The sequence below is a fragment of the uncultured Friedmanniella sp. genome, assembly GCF_964244285.1.
Taxonomy (GTDB): Bacteria; Actinomycetota; Actinomycetes; order Propionibacteriales; family Propionibacteriaceae; genus Microlunatus.
In genome coordinates this window covers 849,344-868,433 of record NZ_CAXTHT010000001.1, presented here as the reverse complement: position 1 = coordinate 868,433, position 19,090 = coordinate 849,344, and the positions used below count along the sequence as shown (strand labels likewise).

The following is a 19,090-nucleotide window of genomic DNA, read 5'->3' as shown; positions in this document are numbered from 1 at the left end:
ACGGGCGACTACCGCGCGTCACGGACGAACGAGATGCGCGCCAGCGGAATCGTGACCACCTCGGCGCTGGCGCGGTCGACCGCCCGGACGGCCCCACCGGCCAGGTCGAGCGGCACCACCTCGCGCTCGGCCCGGCTGCCGTCGGCGCTCACGTAGCCCACCTGGACGGGCGTGGCGTCCCGGGTCGCGTCCCGGAGCAGGGCCAGGGTCTCGTCGGTGTCCTGGGCCGTTCTCGCCGCCGGCTGGGGCCGGCCCGTGTCGGCGCGCAGCCGCGGGTGGTCCCGCTCGGCAGCCAGCAGGAGAGCGGCCACCTCGTCGGGACGCGCGGTCGGCGGCAGGTCCGACGTCCGCGGTCGGGGCGCCCGCTGGCCGGGAGGCGGGGTGAGCGTCCGGCCACCCTCGTCCTCGACGGCCGGGGTCTGGCCCATGCCGTGCAGGAAGGCGACCAGCTCGGCGGGCTCCACCGACGCGACCAGGACGCCCGGCGCGATCGGTCGCAGCCCCAGCGAGCCGGCGTCGGGGTGGCGAAGCAGCGCCGCGGCCTCGAGATCGTCGTCGGTCCGCAGGTAGGCCACCGCGCTGCCCACCCGGATGCTGCCGTGCCGCCGGCCGACGTCGTCGACCAGGTAGGCCAGCGGCTGGGGGACGGGCGTGGCGGCGTGCCGGTCCAGCCAGCTGTGCACCTCGGCCGCGGACCAGCCCGCGTCGAAGGCCCGCCGCAGGGAGCCGTCGCTGAAGCGGTACACCCCGCCCCCGCCGCGGGACTCCTGGTCGGCCAGCAGCCTCAGCTCGCTCGCCACGGCGTGCTCGAGCGGTCCGGGGGCGACGGCGGTGAGGTCGGCCTGCAGGATGACCTGCTGCACCGGCTCGGGGAACAGCGCGGCCAGGTCGGCGGGGAGCGACCCGGGCGGGGCGACCGCCCGGGTGAATCCGCTGACCGCGTCCAGGGCGACCAGTCCCAGCCAGGTCGCCTCCTGCCAGGTCCAGTCCACCAGCGTCGCGGCCTCCACCGGCCCGCGCGCCAGCCGCGGGCGGTGCCAGAGCAGCGCAGCGGTCAGCTGCTCCAGGTCGGGTCGGGTGCCGGCGGGCAGGGCGGCGGCCAGCGCCACCAGCAACCGCCGTGCCCCGGGCGCCGACGAGGCGTCGGACTCCGGCCCCAGGGCGTGCGTCCCGGGTTCGGCGGAGGCTGAGAACCAGCGCGGCGCCCCGAGCCAGGCGCGGGCCAGCAGCTGCCAGCGGGGGGCGCCCTGGTCGCCGACCCAGCGGTCGTACTCCGTCGTCGGTAGCAGGCAGAGGTTGCCGCCGGGCGCCACCAGTCCCGCGGCCGCCGCGCACTCCAGCACGAACGTCGCGTACGCGGTGTCGGCGCCGAGTCGGCGGGCCAGCGCGGTGACGTCGCGGGCCGCGACGCCGCCGGTGCGCAGCAGTCGGTGCGGCACCGTCTCGAGGGTGTGCACCGCGAGCTCGACGTCGTGCAGCAGCCCGAAGGCCGCGCCGGCGCCGGCGGAGTCGACCAGTCGCGGGGTCCTAGTCGTCCCGGTGACGGCCGGCGGCTGCGGCTCGACCGGCTGTGCGGTGAAGCGCCCGCCCCGTAGCACCCAGGCGACCTCGCGAGGGAGGACGACGGTGTCGGCGTCCAGCGGCCGGAGCAGGCCGCGCGCCAGCAGCTGCTCGACCGGCGAGCGGGCGCTGTGCGTCGAGACGGTGCGCTCGGCGTTGCGGACAGCCCCGGTGGGCGTCCACTGCAGCCGGTCGAGCACGGCGCGCGCGGCGGGGTCGCAGGCGGTCAGCGCCGACCCCACCTCGGTGCAGGACAGCGGCCGAGCCGACGGTGGAGCCAGCCCGCCAGGGAACGGCTCGAACACCTCGCGGACGGCCCGGACCAGATGCAGCGCGGTGTCCTCACCCCAGAGCAGGCCACGTCGGCGGAGTTCCTGGACGGCGCTCGGCACGGCGTCCAAGTGCCCGACCAGACCGGCCACGTCAGCGACGGTGGAGGGGTCGGGTAGGGCGGCGAGTGCCTCGGCCGCGGTGCGGACCCAGGCGTCCAGGGCGTCGACCGCCCGGCCCACCGACGTGGCGGTGGTGGCCCGCACCGACAGCTCGGTGAGGTCCCGCGGCAGGGGGTAGGTGAGGTCGGGTCGCAGCCGGAGCAGCTCCTCGAGCTCGTCAGCATCCAGAGCCCGCAGCGCCTCGGGCAGCGTCCGCACCCGGCCCGGCTCGCCCGTCCGGGTCGACACAGCAGAAGTCACGGCCGCGGTCAGCCCCAGGGCCCGCGGTAGTCCGACGACGGCGGCGACTGGTCCGAGACCGGGGTCTCACCGGCCAGCAGCGCGCGCCGGACCAGCACGACGGTGGCGACCAGCGCGCCGAGGCTGATCAGCCGCGACCAGGTCCCGACGAAGGACCACCAGTCTTCAACGCTGAGCGGGCCGGTGAACAGGCCGATGAGCGCGAAGGTGGCGAGGGTGCCCAGGGCGACCAGGAACGCCCGGTGCACCGCGGCCCGACCGACCAGGACCCGTCGGGCCAGGAAGAAGCCGCCGACCAGCAGCAGCGGCGCGAGCACCTTGATCAACACCGCGGCGGCCAGCACGATCAGCAGCGCAGGGGTGGCGGCCGCCCACAGGGAACGCGCGTCGGCGCGCGCCCGGCTCGGCTGCTCTCCGTAGGGACCCGGACCGAACCACTGCGGCGTCCCGGGCTCCGGGAAGCCGGGCGGCGCCTGGGTGAGGCCCGGCGCGCTACGCGATGAGCTGGCGCCGGGGAAGGTGCTGGCGCTGGGGAACGTGCTGGCGTAGGGGGAGCCGGGCCCAGACGGGACCGCCGGCACCGGACAAGAGGGTCCCGGAGTCCACGGTGGGGCCGCTCCCGTGGGGGCGGCCGCCGGCAGCGTGCCGTGGATGTCGCCCCACGGGCCCCCCGCGGTCACGGTGCTGGACACCACGTCGAAGGCCTGGGCCGGGTCGCGCTGTTCCGCGGGCACGGGGATCAACGAGGCCAGTGGGGGCACCGGTGCGGACGGGTCGCTGAACCGGGGTCGCTCGAGCGGGGCGCCGACCAGGGCCGGCACCGCGGGCGGCTCCTCCAGCGGAGCCACCTGCGGTTCGGCGAACTCGTCCGGACGCGCGGTCGGCGCGTACTCGGGTCCGTCCAGCCAGGTCGCCATGCCGTGATCCTATTCGCCGCTCCCAGCCCAGAGGGGCTCAGTGGTGGGACGGCACGATGTGGACCGGCAGCCGGCCGGTCCCGGGGCGGACGGTGACCCCGAGCGTCAGGTGCGACCGCCTGGCCATGGCCAGTCCGGCGCCCGCGGCGACCAGGGCCACCAGAGCACCGCAGACGAACATGCTGGGCCGGGCGCCGACGTGGTCGATCAGCCAGCCGACCGACGGTCCGCCGATGGCCTGACCGCCCAGCAGCACGAGCAGGTAGACACTCATCACCCGGCCGCGGACGGCGGGGGTTGCCGTGGTCTGGACCAACGAGTTGGCCCCGGTCAGGAACTGCAGCGTGCAGAAGCCGGCCACGATCAGCACGGCTCCGAAGAGGTAGGCGTCGGGCGCCATCGAGGCCAGCATCAGGACCAGACCGAGGCAGACCAGCGAGGTGGTCAGCGCCCGCAGCCGCGGGCTCGACCTGCGACGGGCCGACAGGATCGCCCCGGTGAGGGCGCCGACGGCGGTCAGGGAGTTGAACAGGCTGTAGCCCCCGACACCCGCGGTGAACACGTGGTCGGCGAAGGCGGCCAGGATGACCGGCATGTTGAGCCCGAACACCCCGATGGTGCCGGCCAGCACGATCGACCAGCCGACCTCCGAGGTCGCCTTGATGTAGCGGAGGCCGTCGCGCAGCTCACCCTTGCGCGGCTGCCGACGCGCTCCGGTCGCCGAGGCGTGCTTGGGCTTGATCACCGCGACCATCGTCACCACCACCAGGCAGGAGGTGCAGTTGATCAAGAACGACCAGCCCTGCCCCACGGCGTTGATCAACAGCCCGGAGGCGGCCGGACCCACCAGCGCGCCGAGCTGGAAGACCGAGGAGTTGAGGCTCACGGCGTTGCGGATGTGCTCGGCGCCGACCAGCTCGGAGACGAAGACCTGTCGGGTCGGGTTGTCCACCACGGTGACGAAGCCGAGGAGGGTGGCGATCAGGTAGACGTGCCAGGCCTGGACGGTGCCGGTCAACGCCAGGATCCCCAGGCTCAGCGCCATCAGCGCGGCGGTCGACTGCGTGATGATCAAGATCGTCCGCTTGGGGTAGCGGTCGGCGACCACGCCGCCGTACAGGCCGAACAGCAGCACGGGCAGGAACTGCAGGGCCACGGCGACGCCGACGGCGGTGACGCTGCCGGTCAGCTGCAGGACCAGCCAGTCCTGGGCGATGCGCTGCATCCAGATGCCGGTGGTGGCCACCATCTGGGAGCTGAGGTAGAGGCGGTAGTCGTGCACCTGCAGGGCGGCGAGGGCCCGGGGCCAGGTGCGGCCGGTCGGGCGGTGGTGGACGGTGGAGAGGACGTGCTCGGCGGGCGCCGCGGACACAGAGAACACCTGCGATTTCGTGCTAGGGCGGAGGAGCGGTCAGGCTCGGAAAGGCCGCTCGGCGCTGAGGCGACGCCATCAACCTAACGGGGTCTCGCTCATTCGACCCGATCATCGGGTCTATATTTCCTATTGCGATCCGCAATGGATGACGAGGAGAGGGCAGCGATGGCGGCCGAGACCAGCTTCGACCCAGTGCTGCTGCGGACGTTCCTGAGCGTGGCGAACGGGCTCAGCTTCACCCGCGCCGCCGAGCAGCTGGGGCTCAGCCAGCCCACCGTCTCCCAGCACGTCCGGCGGCTCGAGCAGGCCGCCGGCCGCCAGCTCTTCAGCCGCGACACCCGGTCGGTCGCCCTCACCGACAACGGCCAGGCGATGGCCGGCTTCGCCCGCACCATCCTGGCCGCGAACGACGAGGCGGTCTCCTACTTCACCGGTTCGGCGATGACCGGCCGGCTGCGCTTCGGGGCGGCCGACGAGCTCGCGCTGAGCGAGCTGCCCACCATCCTGTGGGAGTTCCGACAGCTCTACCCCCGGATCAACCTGGAGCTGACGGTCACCCAGAGCGGCACGCTGCTGCGCCGGCTGCTTGCCAATCACCTCGACCTGGTCTTTGTCAACCAGGAGGCCGACCTGGGTCGTGGCACCCTGGTGCGACGCGACCGGCTGGTCTGGGTGGGCGTCGACCGGCTGCAGATCGACCCGGAGCAGCCCGTTCCGGTGATCACCTACCACGCACCGAGCCTGAGCCGCTCGGCCGCGATCGACTCCCTGGAACGGGGCAGGAGGACGTGGCGGATCACCTGCAACACGCGTGAGATCAACGGGGTGCTGGCCGCCACCCGCGCCGGGATCGGGATCTGCGTGCTGGCGGCTAGCCGGGTGCCGGGGGACCTGCGCAACCTCTCGGGCCGGTTCGACCTGCCGGCGCTGCCCGACGTCGAGCTGGCCCTGGTGGACAACCCTCGCTCGCCGCGGGGTCCGGTCGAGGCCCTCAGCCGGGCGATCGTCAACCTGCCCCTCGGCCCGCACGCGTCCCCTCGCCGCTGACGTGTTCCCTGAGCCTGTCGCCGTTCCCTGAGCCTGTCGCCGTTCCCTGAGCCTGTCGCCGTTCCCTGAGCCTGTCGCCGTTCCCTGAGCCTGCCGAAGGGCGCCGTAACCGGTTGGGCCGCCCGTGGCCAGCCGCTAGGCTGTGAGGCTGACGAACGAGCCGGTCGACGGCCGTCGACGACGATGCGGGGATAGTGACGTGCCTGTTGGCAAGGTGAGGTTCTACGACGCCGAGAAGGGCTTCGGCTTCCTGACCAAGGACGAGGGTGGCGACGTCTACGTGCGCTCCACCGCCCTGCCGCCTGGCGTCACCGCCCTCAAGGCCGGCCAGAAGGTCGAGTTCGGTGTGGTCGAGGGGCGCAAGGGCGAACAGGCGCTGTCGTTGCGCGTCGTCGAGGCGCCGCCCTCGCTGTCCAAGGCGCAGCGCAAGGCGCCGGAGCAGATGATGGTCATCGTCGAGGACCTGATCAAGATGCTCGACGGGGTCGGCAACGGCTACCGCCGGGGTCGTCACCCCGACCCGAAGACCAGCAGCAAGGTCGCCACGGTGCTCCGCGCCGTCGCCGACGAGCTGGAGCTCTGACCCCGCTTCCTCCCGGGGGCCCCGGCCCCTGACCACAGACAAGAGGACCTCATGGCTGCCATCGCCGCCCGCACGATCAAGCCCGACGCCCAGTGCCTCGCCGCGGTGGACCTGGCACGGGCGGCCGCCGTGGAGACGGCGGGGGACATGGAGGTCGGGGAGTACCTCGGTCACCACGCCGACGAGGAGCGGCTGCTCAGCCACTTCTTCAGCTGCAGCCACCCCGGCTACCGCGGCTGGCGCTGGTCGGTGACGGTCGTCCGGGCCTCCCGCGCCAAGGCGGTCACCGTCGACGAGGTCGTGCTGCTGCCCGGTGAGGGCGCGCTGCGGTCCAAGGACTGGGTGCCGTGGGCCGAGCGGATCCAGCCCGGGGACGTGACGCCCGGCCTGCTGATGCCCACGCCCGAGGCCGACCCACGGCTCGAGCCGGGCTTCACCGGCGGCGAGCTGGCGGCCGAGCTCGAACCGGCCGAGGCGAGCCTGGCGCGGATCGTGGTGGCCGAGCTGGGTCTGGGGCGGGAGCGCGTGCTCAGTGCCGTCGGGCGTGACGACGCCACCGAGCGCTGGCTGCGCGGCGACGGCGGTCCGGACAACCAGATGACGAAGCTGGCGCCGGGGGTCTGCGAGACCTGCGGCTTCTTCTCCCGGCTGCAGGGCAGCTTCGGTCTGCTCTTCGGAGCCTGCGCGAACTCCTTCTCCGCCGCCGACGGTCGCGTGGTGAGCGTCGACCACGGCTGTGGGGCGCACTCGTCGGTCCCCCAGGAGGAGCGCGCCGAAGAGCTGCCGCCGCCGGTCTGGGAGACCATCGCCTGGGACGAGCCCGTCTCGCTCTTCGACTGAGAGCCCACCGTGGCCAAGGCGAAGTCCGTGCACCGGACCGAGATCGAGGAGGTCCGGCGCCAGGTCGCGGCCTACGTGGCGGTCGGGGCCGACGAGTCGGTCCAGCGGGTGGTCACGGCGGTGCACCGGGTGTCGCGCCGCCTCAACCGCTGGTACGACCGCCAGCTCGCCGACATCGACGTGACCACGGGTGAGTGGGCCGTCCTGAGCGAGCTGGCCCGCAAGGGCGACGGCACCCCATGCACGCCGAGCCAGCTCGCGGCGGCCGCGAACGTCGCCCCGTCCTCGATGACCCACCGGCTGGACCGGATGGTCGAGCGGAAGCTGATCACCCGGGACCCCGACCCGGACAACCGCACCCGGGTGCTCGTCCGGCTCTCCGACCAGGGCTACGGGCTGTACGCGGCGGCCATCCGCGACGCGGACCTGGCTGAGTCGAACCTGCTGGGGTCGCTGACCGAGGCCGAGATCGACCGGCTCGGCGCGCTGCTGGAGAAGGTGCTCTCGGGGCTGGACAGCGAGGAGCTCTGAGCCTCAGCCGCGGTCGCGTCGGCGGCGGCGAGCCAGCCTGCGGCAGTAGAGCAGGCCGACCAGGCCCAGCCCGAAGCCGCTGAGGCAGACCGGCAGCCACCAGCCGCGACCCTGGGCCGCGAGCTCGGGACGCAGCAGCGCCAGCACGATCGAGGCGACGGCGAACAGGACGGTTCCGACGCTCACCACCGCGACGCCGTCCGCGTCGATCGCCGGCACCGGCGCCTGCACCAGGAAGTGGTGCTGCGGCTGCTCGCTCACGGCGCCGACCACAGGGCCGAGGTCCGGGCTAGGCTCAGCCACGTCCGTCCCGTCGGGTCATGGCGTCCAGCCTCTCGTTGTAGGCGCGCAGGTCGGCGTCCCCGTCGCGGTCGGCCTTGCGGTCCAGCCGCTTGCTCTCCGCCGCGTCGCTGCGCACCCAGCTGACGAGCAGGGCCAGCCCCAGCAGTAGTGACGGGATGTCCCCGGCGCCCCAGGCGATCGCCCCGCCGTTCTGCTGGTCGACCAGCAGGGCGGCGTCGTCGGTCTGGCCGATCGAGTGCCACCAGTCGGGGGCCAGCAGGGTGCCCGAGGACATCAGCGAGATGCCGAAGAAGGCGTGGAAGCCGAGCACGACCAGCAGCAGCACCAGCCGCAGCGGGTAGGGCGGCCGGGCCGGGCCGGGGTCGATGCCCACCAGCGCCCAGACGAAGAGGTAGCCGGTGAGCAGGAAGTGCGCGGTCATCAGCACGTGGCCGGTGTGGGTGAACATGGCCAGCTCGAACAGCCGGGAGTAGTAGAAGACGACGAGGCTGCCCGTGAACAGGCCGGCCGCCACCAACGGGTGCCCCAGCACCCGGAGCGCCCGGGAGTGGACCAGCTGCAGCAGCAGCTCGCGGGGACCGAACGAGCCGTCGGTGCGCGCCGTCAGCGTCCGCATGGCCAACGTGACCGGCGCCCCGAACACCAGCAGCAGCGGCACGACCACCATCAGGCTCATGTGCTGGAGCATGTGGCTGCTGAAGTGCACCCGACCGTAGACGCCCGGACCGCCGCTGGTGACGAACACCAGGGCCAGGCCGCCGGCGACCCAGAACAGGGTCCGGTTGAGCGGCCAGCGGTCGCCCCGACGGACGAGCTTGACCACCCCGGCCAGGTAGAGGCCGACCAGCGCGGCCGCGACGGCGAGCCAGAGCGTCTCGGCGTGGAAGGCGGTGAGGTAGCGGACGACGGTGACCGGGGGCGGCACCGGGTAGCCGAGCAGGGCGGCGACGGGGTCGTCGGCGAGGTCGGGGACCGGAGGCGCCGACCGCGAGAGCGCGACGGCCAGGCCCATCGCGGCGCCCATCACGACCAGCTCGACCCCGGCCAGCCGGGCGAACCAGCGGCCGTCGTCGCCGATCCGACGCAGCGTCCAGCGGCGGTGCCCGAAGCCGGCCAGCCCCAGCAGCACCAGGGCCACCGCCTTGCCGATGACCAGCAGCCCGTACGTGGTCGCCAGATGGGCGAGATCGCCGAGCCGCAGCGCGGCGTTGACCAGGCCCGAGAGCGCCACGACGGCGAAGCACCAGCCGGCCAGCGTCGAGTAGCGGGCGGCGACGGTGGGCAGCTGGGAACCGAGGCGACCCCGCATGATCAGCAGCGCGGCCAGCCCGCCCACCCAGACGCAGACGCCGAGCAGGTGCAGGGCCAGGCTGTCGACGGAGTTCATGTGGTCGGCGCTGCCCGCGGCGTGGCCGGCCAGCGCCAGCGGCAGCAGGGCGACCAGCGAGAGCACCGCGGCCCAGGCCACGGTGACGACCTTCGTAGCCAGGATGACCAGGTTGATCAGCACCGCGACCACCAGGACACTGGCCAGCAGTGCCCGGCCGAGGTCGACCTGGGAGACGAAGGAGGCCACCACGCCGTCGAAGCCCGGGGTGCCGAGGGTCAGGCCGGACACGTCGGCGGTGGTCAGCACGATCACCAGGACGCCGGCGACGAGCCAGGCGGCAGCGGCGCCGACGGCCAGCTTGGCGGTCGCCCGGCGCGCTCCGCTCAGCCGGTCGGTCCGAGTTCCCGGCTCGGGCGCCACCAGCCAGGCCGCGGTGAGGAGCAGGCCGACGGTGAGAGAGGCCGCGAGGTCGTGCACCGTCCGCGCCGCCGGCAGGCCGTAGCGGACAACGGCTCCGGGGTCGAAACCCGAGGCGGCGACCGAGGCCAGCTCACCGGTGACGGCGAGGACGCCGACGGCCACCGTGAGGGCGACCAGCAGCGTCACGACCCCGACCAGCACCGCCGAGACGGGCCGCCGCGGAGCGACCTGGTCCGCGGTGGGGCGGTCTCGGAGCGTCGTCACGGGCCCAGTGTAGGAACCGGGCCCGGGATCCGGCATCTCTTTAGCACCGCTAAGTTTGAGTTTAGCAAGGCTAAAGACTATGGTGAGGTCATGACCACCGTCCAGCGCGAGCATCAGCAAGGCCACCTGCGCACCAGTGCGGGGCTGGCGTCGGAGCTGCGTCCGTCGGTGATGCGGTTGGCCCGCCGGCTGCGGCAGGTCCGTGACGAGCGGGACGAGCTGAACCCCAACCAGCTGTCCGTGCTGGCCGTGCTGGTCAACCACGGCGACCTGCCGATCGGCGAGCTGGCCGCGCTGGAGAAGGTGCAGCCGCCGTCGATGACCCGGATCGTGAACGGCCTGGAGGAGCGCGGGCTGGTGGCGCGTCAGCCGGACGCGACCGACCGACGCTCCAGTCGGGTGCACCTGTGCGACAGCGGCCGGCAGATCGTGCTGGCCAACCGCCGTCGTCGTGACCAGTGGTTGGCGATCCGTCTGGCCGAGCTCGACGCCGCAGAGCGCGAGGTGCTGCGGCTCTGCATCCCGATCCTCGAAAAGGTGAACCACGCGTGAGTACCGATACCGCCACCCAGCCTGTCGCCGATGACCAGCCCGGCACCACCGAGCCCGGGGTGGAGCGGGGCGGCGTGTTCGCCGCCCTCGCCAACCGCAACTACCGGATCTACGTGACCGGCTCGTTCGTCTCCAACATCGGCACCTGGATGCAGCGGGTGGCCCAGGACTGGCTGGTGCTGGAGCTGTCCCACGGCTCGTCGCTGGCCCTCGGCATCACCACCGGCCTGCAGTTCCTGCCCATGCTGCTGCTGAGTCCCTACGGCGGCCTGGTCGCCGACCGTTTCGACAAGCGCGCTGTCCTCAAGATCACCCAGGCCTGGTTGGCCCTCAGCGCCGCCGTCCTCGGGATCATGGCCGTCACCGGGGTCGCGCAGACCTGGCACGTCTACCTGATCGCGTTCGCCTTCGGCATCGGAACCGCCTTCGACAACCCGGCCCGTCAGTCGTTCGTCTCCGAGGTCGCCGGCAAGGAGCACCTGGCCAACGCCATCGGCCTCAACTCCGCCACCTTCAACGCGGCCCGGATCGTCGGCCCCGCGATCGCCGGTCTGGTCATCGCCGCGTACGGCTCCGGCTGGGCGATCCTGTCCAACGCGGTCACCTACGCCGCCTTCATCGGCGCGTTGCTGCTGCTGGACTCGAGCCGGCTGACCACCGCCGCCCGGACCGCTCGGGCCAAGCGGCAGATCCGCGAGGGGCTCGCCTACGTCCGTCGCCGGCCCGACCTGCTGCTGGTGATGGGCACGGTCTTCTTCGTCGGCACGTTCGGGATGAACTTCCAGATGACCTCGGCGCTGATGGCGCAGCAGGAGTTCCACAAGGGCGCCCAGCAGTACGGCATCCTCGGCACCTTCATGGCCGTCGGCTCACTGACCGGCGCGCTCTTCGCCGCCCGCCGCCGTTCTGCCCCGCGGGGCCGCTTCGTGGTCACGATGGCGATCGTCTTCGGCCTGGTCGAGGTCGCGGCCGGGCTGATGCCCACCTACTGGTCCTACGCGGCGATCCTGCCGCTGCTCGGCCTGGTCGCCCTGCTCACCCTGACCGCCGCCAACGCCTCGGTCCAGCTGAACGTCGAGGCCGGGCTGCGGGGCCGCGTGATGGCGCTCTACATGATGCTGCTGATGGGCGGGACGCCGATCGGGGCACCGCTGCTCGGCTGGGTCGGCGGGGTCTTCGGCGCCCGCTGGACGCTGATCGGCGGCGGCGGGCTGAGCGTCCTCGGGGTGCTGCTCACCATCGCCGTGCTCGCCCGGCGTCAGCGTCTGCACCTGGTGCCGTCGCTGCACTCACCGCACCTGAGCGTGGAGCAGCGCGCGGCCTGAAGGCTGGGCCCAGCCCGTGGTCAGGTGAGGGCGAGGGTCCCGGTGTAGCGATGGGGCAGAGGGTGCTCGAAGCACCCCCTACCCGACCCGACCCAAGACGTGACGATGTCTCCGTCAACCCGGCAGGCCCCGGAATAGCAGGCTATGATTGTGGCCATGAGGACGACCTCCCTGGCCGACGCCAAGAACCATCTGAGTGAGATCGTTGCTTCCGCCGAGGCCACCCACGAGCGCACCACCATCACCAAGAACGGGCGGCCGGCAGCCATCGTCGTTTCCGTGGCGGACTGGGAGTCCTTGGAGGAGACCTTGTTCTGGATGAGCCGACCGAAGCCGCCGGCGGAGGACGAGGAGATCGCCACCGACGAGGACGTGCGGGAGACGTTGGTCGCTCTGGGAGTCGACCTGCCCGACGCTCTGCGTTGACGTACCGGATCAGACCGACGCGCGGTGCCCGAAGGGCGTTGGCCACCCTCCCGACCGGGGTTGCGGCTGCTGTGGTCGAGTTCGTCTACGGGCCGCTGGCGGAGAGCCCGTACCTGGTCGGCAAACCCCTGCGCGGTGACCTCGAGGGCCACTACGGCGCTCGACGGGGACAGTACCGGATCCTCTACCGCGTGATCGAGGACGAGGTGGTGGTGATCGTGATCGACATCGCGCACCGTGCGGACGTCTACCGGCCCCGGTGAGAGTGCCGCCGACAGGGCCGCCGGGGTCGAGTTCTCAGGGTCGGCCCGCCGCCACCTCCTGAGCACGTCGCCGTCTGGTAACAATCGCCCGATAGATTCCGGACATGTTCGCCAAGGTCCTCGTCGCCAACCGGGGTGAGATCGCCGTTCGCGCCTTCCGGGCCGCCTACGAGCTCGGAGCCCAGACCGTCGCCGTCTTCCCCTGGGAGGACCGGAACGCGGTCCACCGGATCAAGGCCGACGAGGCGTACGTGATCGGTGAGCGCGGGCACCCCGTCCGTGCGTACCTCGACATCGACGAGATCATCCGCGCAGCGCGGGAGTCCGGGGCGGACGCGATCTACCCCGGCTACGGCTTCCTCAGCGAGAACCCCGACCTGGCCCGGGCCTGCGACGCGGCCGGCATCACGTTCATCGGCCCGCCGGCGGACGTGCTCCAGCTGGCCGGTAACAAGGTCCGGGCGCTCGAGGCGGCCAAGGCCGCCGGTATCCCGACGCTGAAGTCAACCCCGCCGTCGGCCGACCTGGACGAGCTGCTGGCCGGCGCGGAGGAGATCGGCTTCCCCGTCTTCGTCAAGGCCGTGGCTGGCGGCGGCGGCCGCGGCATGCGCCGGATCAACGAGCCCGGCCAGCTGCGTGAGCTCGTCGGCGCCGCGATGCGCGAGGCCGAGGGCGCTTTCGGTGACCCGACCGCCTTCATCGAGCAGGCCGTCGGCCGGCCGCGGCACATCGAGGTCCAGATCCTCGCGGACGGCGCGGGCTCCACCATGCACCTGTTCGAGCGCGACTGCTCGGTGCAGCGGCGTCACCAGAAGGTCATCGAGATCGCCCCGGCACCCAATATCAGCGAGGAGATGCGCGAGGCGCTGTGCCGCGACGCGGTCAAGTTCGCCGAGTCGATCAACTACTCCTGCGCGGGCACGGTGGAGTTCCTGGTCGAGACCGAGGGGCCGCGGGCGGGCGAGCACGTGTTCATCGAGATGAACCCGCGGATCCAGGTCGAGCACACGATCACCGAGGAGATCACCGACGTCGACCTGGTCCAGTCCCAGATGCGGATCGCGTCGGGAGAGACCCTGGCCGACCTCGGGCTGAGCCAGGACTCGGTCCGGATCAACGGGTCGGCGTTGCAGTGCCGGATCACCACCGAGGACCCGGCCAACGGCTTCCGGCCCGACACCGGGACGATCACCGCCTACCGCTCGGCCGGCGGCGCCGGGGTCCGGCTGGACGGAGGGACGGTCGACACCGGCGTCGAGGTCAGCGCCTACTTCGACTCGATGCTGGTGAAGCTGATCTGCCGCGGCCGGACCTTCCAGGTGGCGGTCGCCCGGGCCCGGCGGGCGCTCGCGGAGTTCCGCATCCGCGGCGTCAGCACGAACATCCCCTACCTGCAGGCCGTGCTCGAGGACCCCGAGTTCCTCGCCGGGAACGTGTCGACGGCGTTCATCGAGGAGCGGCCCGAGCTGCTCACCACGCACGCCCCCGCCGACCGCGGCACCCGGTTGCTGCGTTGGCTGGCCGAGGTCACGGTCAACCAGCCGAACGGGCCGGCGCCCACCCACCTCGATCCGGGCGAGAAACGCCCGGCGGGGGTCGACCTCAGTGTCTCGTCCCCGCAGGGCTCGCGCCAGCGGCTGCTCGAGCTCGGTCCGGAGGGCTTCGCGGCCGACCTCCGTGCCCGGGTGGGCGTGGAGGTCACCGACACGACCTTCCGCGACGCGCACCAGTCGCTGCTGGCCACCCGCGTCCGCACCAAGGACCTGCTGCGGATCGCGCCGTACGTCGGGCGGATGACCCCGGAGCTGTTCAGCGTCGAGTGCTGGGGCGGTGCGACCTACGACGTGGCCCTGCGCTTCCTGTCGGAGGACCCGTGGGAGCGGCTGGACGCCCTCCGCTTCAACATGCCCGGGCTGGCCCTGCAGATGCTGCTCCGCGGCCGCAACACCGTCGGCTACACCCCGTACCCGACCAGGGTGACGACCTCGTTCGTGGCCGAGGCGGCGAAGACCGGCATCGACATCTTCCGGATCTTCGACGCCCTGAACGACGTCGAGCAGATGCGGCCGGCGATCGAGGCGGTCCGCGAGACCGGCTCCACGGTCGCCGAGGTGGCGCTCTGCTACTCCGGTGACCTCAACAACCCCGCCGAGGACCTCTACACCCTCGACTACTACCTGCGGCTGGCCGAGCAGATGGTCGGCGCCGGGGCGCACATCCTGGCCATCAAGGACATGGCCGGCCTGCTGCGTCCGCCGGCCGCCGCCAAGCTCGTCACCGCCCTGCGGGAGAACTTCGACCTGCCCGTCCACCTGCACACCCACGACACCGCCGGCGGCCAGCTCGCGTCGCTGCTGGCGGCGGTGAACGCGGGCGTCGACGCGGTCGACGTGGCCAGCGCGCCGATGGCCGGCACCACCAGCCAGCCGCCGGCGTCGGCGTTGGTCGCGGCGCTGGAGCACACCGAGCGAGCCACTAACCTGGACCTGCGCGCGGTGATGGACCTGGAGCCGTACTGGGAGGCGATGCGGAAGGTCTACGCCCCCTTCGAGTCGGGGCTGCCCAGCCCGACCGGCCGGGTCTACGACCACGAGATCCCCGGCGGCCAGCTCTCCAACCTGCGGCAGCAGGCGATCGCGCTGGGGCTCGGGGAGAAGTTCGAGCAGATCGAGGCGATGTACACCGCGGCCAACCGGATCCTGGGCCGGCCGACCAAGGTCACGCCGTCGTCCAAGGTGGTCGGCGACCTCGCGCTGCAGCTGGTGGCCGTCGGCGCCGACCCGGCCGAGTTCGAGGCGAACCCGCAGAGCTTCGACATCCCCGACTCGGTGATCGGGTTCCTGTCCGGCGAGCTGGGCGACCCGCCCGGCGGCTGGCCCGAGCCCTTCCGGACCCGTGCCCTGCAGGGGCGGACGGCACCCGTCCGGGAGACCGAGCTGGCGCAGGACGACTCGACCGCGCTCGACGGGGACAGCCGGACGCGCCGCGAGACCCTCAACCGGCTGCTGTTCCCCGGCCCGAGCACGGACTACCTGACCGCCCGCGAGACCTACGGCAACGTCTCCCGGCTGGACACCCTCGACTACCTCTACGGTCTGCAGCCGGGCGAGGAGCACGTCGCGCGGATCGGTCGCGGCGTCAGCCTGATCCTCGGCCTGGAGGCCATCGGCAGCCCGGACGAGCGCGGCATGCGGACGGTGATGTGCACCATCAACGGCCAGCTGCGGCCCATCCGGGTGCGCGACACCTCGATCAAGGTCGACGTCAAGGTGGCCGAGAAGGCCGACCCGACCCGACCGGGCCACGTGGCCGCCCCGTTCGCCGGCGTGGTCAGCGTCAAGGCCGCCGAGGGTGACACCGTCGAGGCGGGCGCCACTGTCGCCACCATCGAGGCGATGAAGATGGAGGCCGCCATCACCACGCCGGTCGCCGGTACCGTCTCGCGGCTCGCCATCGGCTCCATCACCCAGGTCGAGGGCGGCGACCTCGTCCTGGTCATCGACCCGACTTAGGCCGACTTGTCAGAAGCCAGTTGTCCTCGAGGGCAACTCAGTTCTGACAACTCGGCTCTTACGCCGCCCAGAAGCCGATCAGGTCCGGGACGGGGCGACCCAGGGAGGGCGCGACCTGGGCCCAGGGGACGAAGCCGTCCAGCCAGCTGGCCAGGGCGCTGGTCATCTCCTGCTGCTCGGAGGTCTTGATCTGAGGCATCGCCGAACGGTAGGCGCCAGCCATGGCCAGCGCCGTCTCGTAGGGGTGCCAGCCGACGGTGAGGCCGGTGACCGGCAGCAGGTTGAGGCTGGCGGTGCTGCCCAGCAGGTGCCGCAGTCCGACCGAGGACGAGACGCCGCCCCGGGCGAGCGCGAAGTCGAGATCGTCGAGGGACTGGGACGTCAGGGCCAGCCGGGTGCAGCCCCAGGCGATGTCGGCCACGATCGTCTCCAGCACCCGCCAGGTGGCACCGGCTCGTTCCGGCGGCACGTAGGCCCCGGCCAGCAGCACCTCGACATCCCGCGGTTCCGGCTGGGTGGGGGAGATCACCTGCACGGTCGGCGGTCGGCGGAAGATCGGTCCGAGCTTGGACAGCAGACCGCCGCGTGCCTCGTCCGGCGGCGGCGCGAAGGCCTTCGCCGCGACCTGGCGGAGGTGGGCGGCCTTGTCCTCCGGGGCGCCGGAGATGCCACGCACCTCCTCGATGCCGACGGCGTACAACCGGAGCTCGCCCATACCGGACACGGTAGTGCTCGGCCTTGCCGGCAGACCATAACCTTGACCGATGAACCCCCGGTCGCGTCGGTTGATCGTCTCCGGGGTGCTGGCGGCGCTCGTGGTGATCGTGGTGCTGACCTCGCTCTGGGGCCAGCTCCGCTGACCCCCGTCCCGAGCAGCCTGTCCTCCCGCTCCCTGAGCCCGTCCCTCCTGCTCCCTGAGCCCGTCCCTCCCGCTCCCTGAGCCTGTCGAAGGGCACCGTATCGCCTGACTCGCGTACGCTCCTGAGCACCATGGCGCGCGCACGAGGATCGGGACGGCTCGGCCGCGGCCCAGGACGGTCGATCGCGGTGACGGCACTGGCTCTGCTGCTCGCCGGTGCCGTACCCGGCCTGGCGGCGGCCAAGGACACGGTCGCCTTCACCATCCACGACAACCGGATCACCGAGTCGTCGGGGCTGGCTCGAGACACCGCGTCGCAGCTCTACTGGACCACCAACGACTCGGGCTCGGCCGGCGTCGTCTACGGCATCGGGACGAACGGCAAGGTCCGCGGCACCCTCCGCTACCGCGCGCCGATCACCGACGTCGAAGCCGTCGCGGTCCACGGCAACCGGCTCTACGTCGCCGACATCGGCGACAGCACCAGCTCACGCTCGATGGTCACCGTCGACTACTTCCTCAACCCGCGCGCGAACGGGCTGACCGTCACCTACAACGCCTACGACTTCCGCTACCCCGACGGCGCCCACGACGCCGAGACCCTGCTCGTCGACGGTGCCGGTCGGCTCTACGTCGTCACCAAGGGTGCGACCGGAGCCGTCTACGAGGCGCCGAAGACGCCCTCCCGCGACACCGTCAACAAGCTCACCAAGGTGGGAGCCGCGCCGGCGCTGGTCACCGACGGGGTGTTCCTGCCCGGGAACCGGCAGATCGCCCTGCTCACCCCCACGTCGGTGGTGGTGCTGGACGCCAGGACCTACCAGCAGGTGGCGACGGCCAGCATCCCCAAGCAGCGTCAGGCCGAGTCGCTCGCGGTGAACCTGGCCGGCGACGGGCTGCTGGTCGGCAGCGAGGGGGCCAACAGCCTGGTCTACGCGATGGCCGTCCCCGGGGCTGCCAGCGCGTCCGCCTCGGCTACCCCTTCCCCCTCGGCGTCGGCCGGTTCGGGCGACTCCGGTGACGAGGACGTGGACGCCACCCCGGCCACGGCCAACCGTCGCGGCACCTACCTGGCCCTCGGCCTCGCCGGGCTGGTCGCTCTGGTGGCCGGCGTCGTCGTCGCCCTGGCCCGCAGGCCCTGAGCTAGCCGAGCCGCTCGATCACCCAGTCGACGCACCGGGTGAGCCGGCTGACGTCGTCGGGCTCGACGTTGGGGAACATGCCGATCCGGAGCTGGTTGCGGCCGAGCTTGCGGTACGGCTCGGTGTCGACCACCCCGTTCGCCCGGAGGGTCGCTGCGATGACCTTGGCGTCCACGCCCTCGAAGTCGATGGTCGCCACCACCGGCGAGCGGTACGCCGGCGCGGTCACGAAGGGGACGGCGTACGGCGAGGCGTCGGCCCAGGGGTAGATCCGGCTGGCCGAGTCGGCGGTCCGGCGGGCGGCGAAGGCCAGGCCGCCCTGGTCGAGCAGCCAGCCCAGCTGATCCTCGAGCAGGAACAGCGTGGCCAGAGCCGGGGTGTTGAGCGTCTGGTCGAGCCGGGAGTTGGTCAGTGCGACCTGCAGGCTCAGGCTCTCGGGGATCCAGCGGTCCGACGCGGCGATCCGGCCCACCCGCTCGAGTGCCGCGGGGGAGAGCAGCGCGATCCACAGCCCGCCCTCAGAACCCAGGCTCTTCTGGGGGGCGAAGTAGTAGACGTCGGTGGCGGACACGTCGACGGCCACCCCGCCGGCCGCGGAGGTGCCGTCGACCACGACCAGCGCCCCCTCGTCGGCCCCCTCGATCCGGCGGACGGGGGCCAGCGCTCCCGTCGAGGTCTCGTTGTGCGCCCAGGCGTAGACGTCCGCGCCGGCCACCGCCTCGGGCAGCGCGACCGCGCCGACCGGCGCCGTGGTCACCGTCGGTTCGGCCAGGAAGGGCGCGGCCGCGGCGGCCGCGGCGAACTTGGCCGAGAACTCCCCGAAGCTGGCGTGCGCGCTCTGCCGTTCGACCAGCGAGCTGACCGCGACGTCCCAGAAGGTCGTCGAGCCGCCGTTGCCCAGCACCACCTCGTAGCCGTCGGGGACGGCGAACAGCTCGGCCAGCCGGGAGCGGACGCTGGCGACCAGGTTCCGCACCGGAGCCTGGCGGTGCGAGGTGCCCAGCAGGGCCGCACCGCGGCCGGCCAGGGCGGCGACCGAGGCGTCCCGGATCTTCGCAGGGCCGCAGCCGAAGCGGCCGTCGGAGGGCAGCAGGTCGGCGGGGATCCGGAGCGCGGTCACGGTCGTCGATCCTCTCACGCCGAGCGTCG

17 protein-coding genes are annotated in these 19,090 nt (G+C 72.5%); 10 read left to right on the top strand and 7 right to left on the bottom strand.

Annotated features, from left to right (window positions below; genetic code table 11):
• Positions 1-8: 8 nt before the first annotated feature.
• The 3 genes from ACFE7W_RS04115 to ACFE7W_RS04105 are packed head-to-tail and all read right to left on the bottom strand — an operon-like array spanning position 9 to position 4,541.
• A complete protein-coding gene (locus tag ACFE7W_RS04115) occupies positions 9-2,240 on the bottom strand; it encodes a helicase-associated domain-containing protein (protein WP_375423485.1) in 2,232 nt (743 codons plus the stop codon).
• 20 nt (positions 2,241-2,260) lie between these two features.
• Positions 2,261-3,169, bottom strand: coding sequence for a hypothetical protein (locus ACFE7W_RS04110; protein ID WP_375423484.1), 909 nt, complete (start codon positions 3,167-3,169; stop codon positions 2,261-2,263).
• A gap of 37 nt (positions 3,170-3,206) precedes the next feature.
• Entirely contained in the window at positions 3,207-4,541 is a 1,335-nt protein-coding gene (locus tag ACFE7W_RS04105; RefSeq protein ID WP_375423483.1) for an MFS transporter, read from the bottom strand.
• Between the two features lie 168 nt (positions 4,542-4,709).
• On the opposite strand from ACFE7W_RS04105, the gene ACFE7W_RS04100 reads away from it, so the two are divergent.
• From ACFE7W_RS04100 to ACFE7W_RS04085, 4 genes are all read left to right on the top strand, one after another.
• Positions 4,710-5,591, top strand: a complete 882-nt coding sequence (locus tag ACFE7W_RS04100) for a LysR family transcriptional regulator (protein ID WP_375423482.1) — start codon at positions 4,710-4,712, stop codon at positions 5,589-5,591.
• Positions 5,592-5,790: 199 nt separating this feature from the next.
• Positions 5,791-6,174, top strand: a complete 384-nt coding sequence (locus tag ACFE7W_RS04095; protein WP_375423481.1) for a cold-shock protein — start codon at positions 5,791-5,793, stop codon at positions 6,172-6,174.
• 51 nt (positions 6,175-6,225) lie between these two features.
• Positions 6,226-7,014: a DUF3027 domain-containing protein gene (locus ACFE7W_RS04090; protein WP_375423480.1), complete on the top strand. Its 789-nt coding sequence runs from the start codon at positions 6,226-6,228 to the stop codon at positions 7,012-7,014.
• Between the two features lie 9 nt (positions 7,015-7,023).
• Positions 7,024-7,545: a MarR family winged helix-turn-helix transcriptional regulator gene (locus ACFE7W_RS04085; protein ID WP_375423479.1), complete on the top strand. Its 522-nt coding sequence runs from the start codon at positions 7,024-7,026 to the stop codon at positions 7,543-7,545.
• Positions 7,546-7,548: 3 nt separating this feature from the next.
• Here ACFE7W_RS04085 and ACFE7W_RS04080 read toward each other — a convergent pair whose 3' ends face one another.
• Together ACFE7W_RS04080 and ACFE7W_RS04075 are read right to left on the bottom strand one after the other, a co-directional pair.
• On the bottom strand, positions 7,549-7,848 hold the full coding sequence (locus ACFE7W_RS04080; protein WP_375423478.1) for a DUF2530 domain-containing protein: 300 nt from the start codon (positions 7,846-7,848) through the stop codon (positions 7,549-7,551).
• Positions 7,841-9,862: a cytochrome c oxidase assembly protein gene (locus ACFE7W_RS04075; protein WP_375423477.1), complete on the bottom strand. Its 2,022-nt coding sequence runs from the start codon at positions 9,860-9,862 to the stop codon at positions 7,841-7,843. The genes ACFE7W_RS04080 and ACFE7W_RS04075 overlap by 8 nt, the downstream gene beginning before the upstream one ends.
• Positions 9,863-9,952: 90 nt before the next feature.
• On the opposite strand from ACFE7W_RS04075, the gene ACFE7W_RS04070 reads away from it, so the two are divergent.
• The 5 genes from ACFE7W_RS04070 to ACFE7W_RS04050 all read left to right on the top strand — a co-directional run bounded on the left by ACFE7W_RS04070 (position 9,953) and on the right by ACFE7W_RS04050 (position 15,940).
• On the top strand, positions 9,953-10,414 hold the full coding sequence (locus ACFE7W_RS04070) for a MarR family winged helix-turn-helix transcriptional regulator (protein WP_375423476.1): 462 nt from the start codon (positions 9,953-9,955) through the stop codon (positions 10,412-10,414).
• Entirely contained in the window at positions 10,411-11,739 is a 1,329-nt protein-coding gene (locus ACFE7W_RS04065) for an MFS transporter (RefSeq protein ID WP_375423475.1), read from the top strand. The genes ACFE7W_RS04070 and ACFE7W_RS04065 overlap by 4 nt, the downstream gene beginning before the upstream one ends.
• 156 nt (positions 11,740-11,895) lie before the next feature.
• Entirely contained in the window at positions 11,896-12,165 is a 270-nt protein-coding gene (locus ACFE7W_RS04060) for a type II toxin-antitoxin system Phd/YefM family antitoxin (protein ID WP_375423474.1), read from the top strand.
• 38 nt (positions 12,166-12,203) lie between these two features.
• On the top strand, positions 12,204-12,428 hold the full coding sequence (locus tag ACFE7W_RS04055; RefSeq protein ID WP_375423473.1) for a type II toxin-antitoxin system RelE/ParE family toxin: 225 nt from the start codon (positions 12,204-12,206) through the stop codon (positions 12,426-12,428).
• Positions 12,429-12,532: 104 nt separating this feature from the next.
• Complete coding sequence (locus ACFE7W_RS04050; RefSeq protein WP_375423472.1) at positions 12,533-15,940, top strand: pyruvate carboxylase; 3,408 nt, start codon at positions 12,533-12,535, stop codon at positions 15,938-15,940.
• Between the two features lie 58 nt (positions 15,941-15,998).
• Here the strand turns inward: ACFE7W_RS04050 and ACFE7W_RS04045 are convergent, their stop codons facing one another.
• Complete coding sequence (locus ACFE7W_RS04045) at positions 15,999-16,655, bottom strand: hypothetical protein (RefSeq protein WP_375423471.1); 657 nt, start codon at positions 16,653-16,655, stop codon at positions 15,999-16,001.
• A gap of 332 nt (positions 16,656-16,987) precedes the next feature.
• On the opposite strand from ACFE7W_RS04045, the gene ACFE7W_RS04040 reads away from it, so the two are divergent.
• Positions 16,988-17,941: a hypothetical protein gene (locus ACFE7W_RS04040; protein WP_375423470.1), complete on the top strand. Its 954-nt coding sequence runs from the start codon at positions 16,988-16,990 to the stop codon at positions 17,939-17,941.
• 1 nt (position 17,942) lies between these two features.
• Here ACFE7W_RS04040 and serC read toward each other — a convergent pair whose 3' ends face one another.
• On the bottom strand, positions 17,943-19,061 hold the full coding sequence (gene serC / locus ACFE7W_RS04035; protein ID WP_375423469.1) for a phosphoserine transaminase: 1,119 nt from the start codon (positions 19,059-19,061) through the stop codon (positions 17,943-17,945).
• Between the last annotated feature and the right edge of the window lie 29 nt (positions 19,062-19,090).

Excerpts from the sequence above, each read along its gene's own strand:
- ACFE7W_RS04060 (WP_375423474.1), top strand. The coding sequence starts at position 11,896 with ATGAGGACGACCTCCCTGGCCGACGCCAAGAACCATCTGAGTGAGATC.
- ACFE7W_RS04090 (WP_375423480.1), top strand. The coding sequence starts at position 6,226 with ATGGCTGCCATCGCCGCCCGCACGATCAAGCCCGACGCCCAGTGCCTC.
- ACFE7W_RS04070 (WP_375423476.1), top strand. The coding sequence starts at position 9,953 with ATGACCACCGTCCAGCGCGAGCATCAGCAAGGCCACCTGCGCACCAGT.
- ACFE7W_RS04100 (WP_375423482.1), top strand. The coding sequence starts at position 4,710 with ATGGCGGCCGAGACCAGCTTCGACCCAGTGCTGCTGCGGACGTTCCTG.
- ACFE7W_RS04045 (WP_375423471.1), bottom strand. The coding sequence starts at position 16,655 with ATGGGCGAGCTCCGGTTGTACGCCGTCGGCATCGAGGAGGTGCGTGGC.
- ACFE7W_RS04110 (WP_375423484.1), bottom strand. The coding sequence starts at position 3,169 with ATGGCGACCTGGCTGGACGGACCCGAGTACGCGCCGACCGCGCGTCCG.
- ACFE7W_RS04050 (WP_375423472.1), top strand. The coding sequence starts at position 12,533 with ATGTTCGCCAAGGTCCTCGTCGCCAACCGGGGTGAGATCGCCGTTCGC.